General features: G+C 72.4%; 6 protein-coding genes and 1 pseudogene. 3 read left to right on the plus strand and 4 right to left on the minus strand.

Translation table 11 applies throughout. The annotated features are described in order from the left end of the window. Positions 1 to 411, plus strand: a pseudogene (locus SACSA_RS24110) (hypothetical protein); the annotation flags it as partial. Positions 412 to 566: 155 nt separating this feature from the next. Here the strand turns inward: SACSA_RS24110 and SACSA_RS0103710 are convergent. From SACSA_RS0103710 to SACSA_RS0103725, 3 genes are all read right to left on the minus strand, one after another. Continuing rightward, complete coding sequence (locus tag SACSA_RS0103710) at positions 567 to 1,016, minus strand: DUF6918 family protein (RefSeq protein ID WP_028661511.1); 450 nt, start codon at positions 1,014 to 1,016, stop codon at positions 567 to 569. Between the two features lie 186 nt (positions 1,017 to 1,202). Further along, the gene (locus tag SACSA_RS0103715; RefSeq protein WP_019813619.1) at positions 1,203 to 1,745 is read right to left on the minus strand and encodes a DUF2020 domain-containing protein; all 543 of its coding nucleotides are present in this window, start codon (positions 1,743 to 1,745) and stop codon (positions 1,203 to 1,205) included. A gap of 289 nt (positions 1,746 to 2,034) precedes the next feature. Continuing rightward, positions 2,035 to 5,127 carry an NACHT domain-containing protein gene (locus SACSA_RS0103725; protein WP_019813623.1) on the minus strand — a complete coding sequence of 1,031 codons (3,093 nt, stop codon included), beginning with the start codon at positions 5,125 to 5,127 and terminating at the stop codon, positions 2,035 to 2,037. Positions 5,128 to 5,396: 269 nt separating this feature from the next. Here SACSA_RS0103725 and SACSA_RS0103730 point away from each other — a divergent pair, with 269 nt between their 5' ends. Further along, the gene (locus tag SACSA_RS0103730) at positions 5,397 to 6,023 is read left to right on the plus strand and encodes a DUF5134 domain-containing protein (RefSeq protein ID WP_019813624.1); all 627 of its coding nucleotides are present in this window, start codon (positions 5,397 to 5,399) and stop codon (positions 6,021 to 6,023) included. Here SACSA_RS0103730 and SACSA_RS0103735 read toward each other — a convergent pair. Continuing rightward, positions 6,004 to 6,840 carry an EamA family transporter gene (locus SACSA_RS0103735; protein ID WP_028661512.1) on the minus strand — a complete coding sequence of 279 codons (837 nt, stop codon included), beginning with the start codon at positions 6,838 to 6,840 and terminating at the stop codon, positions 6,004 to 6,006. The genes SACSA_RS0103730 and SACSA_RS0103735 overlap by 20 nt on opposite strands. Before the next feature lie 224 nt (positions 6,841 to 7,064). On the opposite strand from SACSA_RS0103735, the gene SACSA_RS21330 reads away from it, so the two are divergent. Then, positions 7,065 to 7,307: LysR family transcriptional regulator (locus SACSA_RS21330; RefSeq protein WP_048876384.1), on the plus strand; the 243-nt coding region annotated here is incomplete at its 3' end.

The following is a 7,307-nucleotide window of genomic DNA, read 5'->3' on the forward strand; positions in this document are numbered from 1 at the left end:
TCCGGCGCGACGCGGGTCCGAGGGCACTGCGCGGCATACCCGCCGCCGTGGCCCGGCGGCACCCTCCTCGTGGTCGGCCACGACCTCACCGGCACTCCGGAGCACGAGCACCACGAGCGCGGCTTCGACACGGGCGACTACTACGGCACCGACGACCTCGCCGCGCTGCTCGACCACGACTGGACCGTCGAGATCCACGAGACGCGTCCCCCGCGCCGCGATCCCCGAGGGCTCACCGCACACCCGCGACACCGTCCTGCGCGCCCGGCGCCTCCGGTAAGCGGGGGCAGGGGCCCAGTAGGGTGCAACGGGTGCCCTCCGGGCGAGACGACGCAGCAGGACACGGCACGCGAGTCGGAGCGCACCTCCGCCCAGGGCGGCCAGAGCGCACCGCAGCAGCCGAAGTCCTGACCGCCACGCCCGGCGCAGGCGCACAGGACCGGGCCTGCGCACGGGACCGGGCCGGCGCACAGACGAGGCCCCCGGGGCTCACTTCGGATGCCCCGGGGGCCTCGTCCCGTTCGTGCGGCACCGGTGCGGGTGGTGCCGTGCGCCCGCGCGCCTGATCAGGCGGCGGCGTGCTTGTCGATGAGCTTGCCCAGCCGCGGCAGGGCCTCCTCGACGTTCTCCTTACCCTTCGGGCGCAGCTTGTTGTAGACCTTCTTGATGCTGTCGCGGTCGCTCTTCTCCGCGCGGGCGTCGGTCACCGACAGCAGGGCGTCGGCGGCCTCGTCCGAACGGGTCGGCAGGTAGGTGCCGAAGTCGCCCGTGCCGCTGGCCTTGAAGTCGGCGTAGAACGGCTCAAGGGCGGCGGTGAACTCGTCGAGCAGGCTGTCCACGGCGGAGCCGATGATGCCCGGCTTGATCTTCTTGACGGCACCGTAGCCGGTCTTGATGACCGTGCCCGACACGCCGCTCTTGGCCTCGACCTCTTCGTCGATCAGGTCCTGGAGGTCGGTCACCACCGCCGGACGCTTGCTGGAGTCGAGCAGGATTTCCTTCAGGGTGTCAGCCACGGTATCCATCCTTCACACGGTTGGTTCAACGATTCACTTCCCGCAGGAGCGCCGTGTACCCAGTCATCGTCCCCTGGTTGCCGGGTCGACCGGACGAGGTACACCGTCCTGGTGTGCCTGCGCGTGTGCCAGTACCTTAATACAAGATCAACTTCGCTTGCACTCAGCGGTGTTCTATCGTCACGCTCAGGCGCCGATGCCGTGCACGACCGTCGTGGCGATGCTGCGCGCCTTCACGCTCTGTCGCTGATTCGTGGTCACGACGACCGCCGTGTCCCCCTTGCTGATGGCGTAGACGGCTCCGTCGTCACCGGCGCGGTAACCACCCTCCCAACCGGACGGACGGGTCGCGGGATTGGAGTTTTCCACCGGTGCGGCGGCGTCCACGACACCGACGGCCACGGCGGGGTCGCCGACGTAGACGCGGACGGTCAGCTGCACCTCGCCGTCCGGCCGGTGGAAGAAGCAGGCGGGATGCGGCTCGTCGTCCGAGACGCGCACCCGCCGCACCCGCTGCCCATTGGCCTCGGCGACGGTCTCGGTGTCCAGGTAGGGACACGGCCCCTCGGCCACGGGCTCGGGATCGGGCGGCACCGACACCGCGTCCGCCTCCGGCCCGGTGGACGGCCCTCCGGTGCCCTCGGCCTGCGGTCCGGACGAATCCGCGGGCGCACACCCCGCGACGAGCGCGGCCGCGACCGCGCCGAGTACGACAACGCTTTTCGGCATGCCCGCACGGTAGCGCCGAGACCGCCCGCCGGTTATCGCGAGCGCCTCGCCGGGTACCCGGCGAGACATGGGCAGCGCGAAGACCGGATTCGGCGTCGCGGGCGGGCGTCCCGGCTGTCTCGCACTGATCGCGGTGTCGGTGCTGTTGTCGCTGGTGCTCGTGCGCCTCGCGAGCCTCTTCTGACGGCGCGCTCGCGGCCGTGCTGGTGGGCCTGGGGCACTGGCGTGCGGCCTCGTCGGCGCACCGGCGCGAACCCGGGACGAACAGGGCAAACGGTGATCGCACCCGCTACGCGATCGCCAGCACGATCGTCTGCGTGATCGAGCCCTCGTCCCGCGCCCGGCGCTGGAGGAACGTGACCCCGGCCGCGAGCTTGAGAAAGGCGCCGCGCAGGTCGCTGTGACCGTGCGCGCCCGCCTCCGCGGCCAGGCACAACGCACCCAGCCTCAGCACCGTCGCGGTGCGGTCGGTGATCGGCGCGTGCCGGGGCCATTCGAGTGCGGGCGCCGCCAACTCGGCGAAGGCGCCCGCCGCGTCGGCGAGCCACGTGCCGGGCAGGCGTTCGGTGAGGGCGGCTTCGGCGTTACGGGCGCCGTTGCTCAGCGTCGCGGGCAGGATGAGGAAGCGTTCCTCGTCGAGCAGGCCCGACGCGCGGATCAGCTCGGCGTGCCACCGTCGCTGCCACGACCCTGGTTCGCCGCGCACCAGCGTCCGATCGACCATGTCGGACACCGCGCGGCCGAGCACGCGTTCCACCGACTCCGAGTAGCCGGGCTCGTCCTCGGCACCGCCCCCGGCGTCGTGGCGCGCGTACTTCTCCCCCACGCCGAGCACCGTGTCGAGCGGGTGTCCGTGGCCGAGTTCGTCCACCGTGCGCCACAGCGCGCGGCCGAGGGAGCGCAGGTCCTCGGCCAGCTCGTACTCGTACTCGGTGAGCAGGCGCGCGTCCTTGAGGTCGGCGACGCGGGACAGCGCCCAGCCGTGGTCGAACGGGGTGGCACCGCGCACGCCGCGCAGCGCGGACATGGTGCGTTCGAGGTCCGCGGCGACGCGGGTCATCGCGTCCTGCGCGTCGGTGAGCGCGTCCGCGACGTTGACCAGGTCGCCGCCCTCGCGGTGCGCGCCACGGTCGAAGGCCCGGTCGAGCCGCTCGACGTAGTCGATGTAGAGCCGCTTGTTCGCGCTGCGGGCGTCGCCGAGGACACGCAGCAGCACGATCGAGCGCAACAGCAGCAGTCTGCTCAGCGGTTCCGGCGAGTAGTCCACGTCGGCGCGCAGGTGGTCGGCCACGGTCGTCGCGTCCACCGTGTGCGGGTCCCGTGTTCCCTTCGGTGTCCACAGCAGAGACCCGCCCTGCCCCGCCTCGGGGCTCACCCACGCGCTGCACGTCGGAATCCTGCCGCGCACGGTGGGGTCGTCCAGCTCGGCGCGTGTGGGCAGGTGGTAGCCGGGCTCGCCGTCGGTCACCTCGTTGACCCACCGGGTGAACGCCGACGCGTCGTCCAGGCCGATGTCGGTGACCGGGTCGTCGTCGGCACCGCTGCTGAAGTGCGGGGAGGGGTGCCCCGTCTCGTCGAGGAACAGGCGGTAGATCCGCTCGGTGACCGGCAACGTGCACACGCGGGCACCGCCCGCCGTGCGCACGACGGTGCGAGCGTGGCGGGCCATCAGCACACGGACCATCACCCGCCGCAGCTCCGTGTCGGTGTCCGGGGTCAGCGTCGAGGCCAGCAGGTCGTCCAGCCTGCGGCGGTACTCGGGCGCGAGTTCCCGGCCGCCCTCGGCGCAGTCGAAGGCCAGCGACAGCGCGGCTACACTGCCCGATTCGAGGCATGCCCGCACGATCGAGTCCGCGTCGGCCATCGCCGCGTACAGGACCGTGGTCTCGCGCCACCACGGATCGTCCACCGCCTCCTCCAGCACCCGCACGAGGCCCTTGTCGCGGATGTGCGCGGCGGCGAGGTACTCCTGAAACGTGTGGTGGGTGAACGCGTAGAGCGCGTCCTTGCGTTCGATCAGAAGGCCGTGGTCGCGCACGTCCACGAGGATGTCCGCGGCCGTGACCTCCTCCGGCATCCGGGAGAGCAGGGCGTCGAACTCCTCGTACACCCGCTCCCGGGGCAGATCCCGCACCTGCTGGCGCATCATGGCGAACGCCAGGCCGCGGAGCAGGAACTCCTTGCGCGGGCCGGTCAGCATGACCTCCAGCTTCTTGGCCTCCTGCCTGCGCCAGAGCATCACCTGGCAGATCTCGCTGTACAGACCGGCGCGGCTGCCCGGGAGCGCGCCCCGGTCCCGGTGCACGTTCGCGATCATCGTGAGCAACAGCGGGTTGCTCGTCAGCTCGTACAGCGCGGGCAACGCGTTGAGGCGCTCCAGAAGGTCGTCGGCGCCTTCCCGGGCGGTGTGGCGGGTGTGGTCGTCGGCCGAGCCGGTGGCGTGGACCTCGGCGGCCAGGTACCAGCCCCGCACGAAACGCACCACCTGGGAGTGCCGGAAGCCCCGGACCTGGTAGATCTCCGCACCGGAGATCGGCGCCCGGCGGTAGCCTCGGGGCCGCGCGGTGATCACCCAGACGTTGTCCGGGTACTGCGCCGTCTGCCGTTCGATCCAGTCCGCGACGTCGCGGCGGTCCTCGCGCCGGGCGACCTCGTCGAGCCCGTCGAGCAGGACCACGCACCGCCCCTCTTCGAGCCGCTGTTCGAACCATCCGGCCGGTTCTGCCTCGGCGTAGCGGCCGAGTGTGGGGCGCACCAGATCGAGCAGGCCCACCTCGGGCCGTTCGAGGATCGTGTCGGTGTGGTCGCGCAGGTACAGCAGGATCGGCACGCTCCGTCCCCCGGTGCCGCGGCAGACCGTGCGGGCCGTGTGCCGGAGCAGGGTCGTTTTGCCGCAGCCGGGCACGCCGATGATGCCGAGGATGCGGCCACCGGGTTCGGCGATCAGCTCGCCCAGCGAGTGCCGCCGTTCGATCCGGGCGGGCAGCGGCGCCACCAGCCCTTCCTCGACACGGCTCGCCGCGCGGCGGGTGAGGGTGACGTCGACGAAGACCTCTTCGATCTCGGGCGTGTGGAAGCCGATCGTCGTCAGGCCCTTGAGGTCGACGAACCGCACGCTGTTCAGCACGAACTCCCGGTAGTGCCGGTCGAAGCGTGAGGTCATCCGCAGCACGGCGGTGTCGATGCGCTCGGTGAGGCGCTCCTGCCAGCGTTGCCACAGGTTCTTCGCCAGCGAGCGCGCCAGGCCGTAGCAGAGGGCGAGCAGCGAGACCGCGACCGCGACGATCGACTCGACGCCCGCGGGCCACCACCCCATGGTGACCGCGAGCACCACGGCGAGCAACAGCGTCCCCGCCGTGATCCAAAAGATTCTGCCCGCCATGATTACGCGTGTCCTTCCCGAGTGCCCGCGACCGCGCCCCTGCCGGCCTCCACGCCACGTACCGCGTGCGTCACCGACGGGAGTGTCGGGGTATGAGACGTCGCGTCCGACGTGCCCGGTTCCGTCGTGTCCGTTCCGACCGGGCACGGGCCCCATAGCGCCGGGCAGAACCACCCGATCGGACGACGCGTGCATGGCCGTTCACGCCGGACCGTCGGAGCGGAACGGACCGGCGCGGGCACACCGACGGGGGGCCGATGAGGGAGCCGATGACGGGGTCGATGGAGGCGGCGCCGCTGCCGCCGTGGGCGCGGGCGGCGTGGGCGCTGGCGTTGTGCGTGGTGCTCGCATTGCACCTGTCGCACGCGCGGGTGATGAGCGGGCGGCACCGCTGGTGGCACCTCGGGCACACGGCGATGGCGGCGGGCATGGTGTCGATGTACGCGCTGCCGCGCATGGGGCACGAGCAGCTGTACCGGGCCGGGCTGGTCGTGTTCGCCCTGCTTACGCTCGCCCTGCTCAGCGCGGTGCTGCTGCTTCGGCGCCGCGACGGTGGTCTCGACCCGCTGTGGGTGTTCTCGGCGGCGGACATGCTGGTGATGACCTGCATGCTGCTGCCGCCCGCACGGTTGGCGCCGGTGGTGGAGGGCGTACTCGTGGCCTACCTCGCCGTGCAGACCGTGGCCTGGGCGCTGGGGCTGTGGGAGCGTGTGCCCGCCTTCCGCGCCGTCGCCCGCGCGAGTGTGTTCGCGACGGGGGCCCGCACGGCCCCGGCAGGTGGCGTTCCCGGCGTGGGCGGCGCGGCGGCCGTGCCCACCGCGCACTCCGTCGTCGCCGTCCGCCTCACCCTCGCCGTGATGTCGGCGGGCATGGCGTTCATGCTCGCCGCGATGTGACCCGACGGCGCGCGGGTGTGACCTGGCTTCCGACGATGGCGGCGAGCGCGAGCGCGAATCCGGCGAACTGCACCGGCCCCAGGAGCTGGCCGAGCAGGACGGCACCGAGCAGGGCGGCGACCATCGGGGAGAGCAGCGCGAGCACCGCCACCGACGTGACGGGCAGTGTGGTGATGCCCCGGAACCACAGCGCGTACGCCAGCAGGCCGCCCACCACGCCCAGCCAGAGGTAGCCCACGACCGCGGGCGGGCCGACGGCGGGTGGAGCGCCCTCGGCGACGGCGGTGAGCGGCAGCAGGAACAGCCCACCCGCCGTGAGTTGCCACCCCGCGAACGTGAGCGCGCCGACCCCGGAGGGCCGTCCCCAGAGCTTGGTGAGCGTGACGCCGAGCGCCATGCTCGCGGCGCTGCCCAGGCCCGCCACGACTCCCCCGAGGTCGAAACCCGCGTCGGGGCCGAGCACCACGAGCCCGACGCCCACGAGGCCCGCCCCGCCCCACGCGAACCGCCGGAGCGAGAACGCCTCGCGCAGCACCGTGACCGCCAGCACCGCGACGAGCATCGGCTGCACGGCCGTCAGCGTCGCGGCGACCCCTCCCGGCAGCCGCTCCGCGGCGGCGAACAGCAGCGGGAAGAAGAGGCCGAAGTTCAGCACGCCGAGCACTGCCGCCTTCGGCCACCACGATCCGCGCGGCAGCGTCCGGGTGAGCGCGAGCGCGAGCAGCCCGGCGGGCAGGGCGCGCACCAGCCCACCGAACAGCGGGTGGCCCTGCGGGAGGAGCTCGGTGGCGACGACGTAGGTCGTCCCCCACGCCACCGGGGCGAGCGCCGTGACGACGGTGCGCCGTCCGTGTCCTCCCGCGAGGTCGCCACCGCGCCCCTGCGCGAAGTCATCACCGTGCCCCTGCGCGAGGTCACCACCGGGGCCGTCGAGGCTCGTCGGTACTGCCGCCTTGTCCACGCCGCCAGTCTGCGAGGGACGCGATCAATGAGTCCAACACATCTTTGTCACGCCATCGATCGTGATACACGATGGGTCGGGTGGAACTCCAGCAGTTGCGCTATGTCGTCGCCGTCGCCGAGACGGGCGGCTTCACCCGCGCCGCGGAGCGGTGCCTGGTCGTCCAGTCCGCCCTGAGCCACCAGATCGCCCGGCTGGAGCGCGAACTCGGGGCGACGCTGTTCGACCGCACCAGCCGCCGCGTGCGCCTGACCGCCGCCGGAAAGGCGTTCCTGCCCGCCGCCCGGCAGTGTCTCGACGCGGCCGAGCGCGCCGCCGCGGAG

The sequence above is a fragment of the Saccharomonospora saliphila YIM 90502 genome, from assembly GCF_000383795.1.
In the GTDB taxonomy this organism is placed as follows: domain Bacteria; phylum Actinomycetota; class Actinomycetes; order Mycobacteriales; family Pseudonocardiaceae; genus Saccharomonospora; species Saccharomonospora saliphila.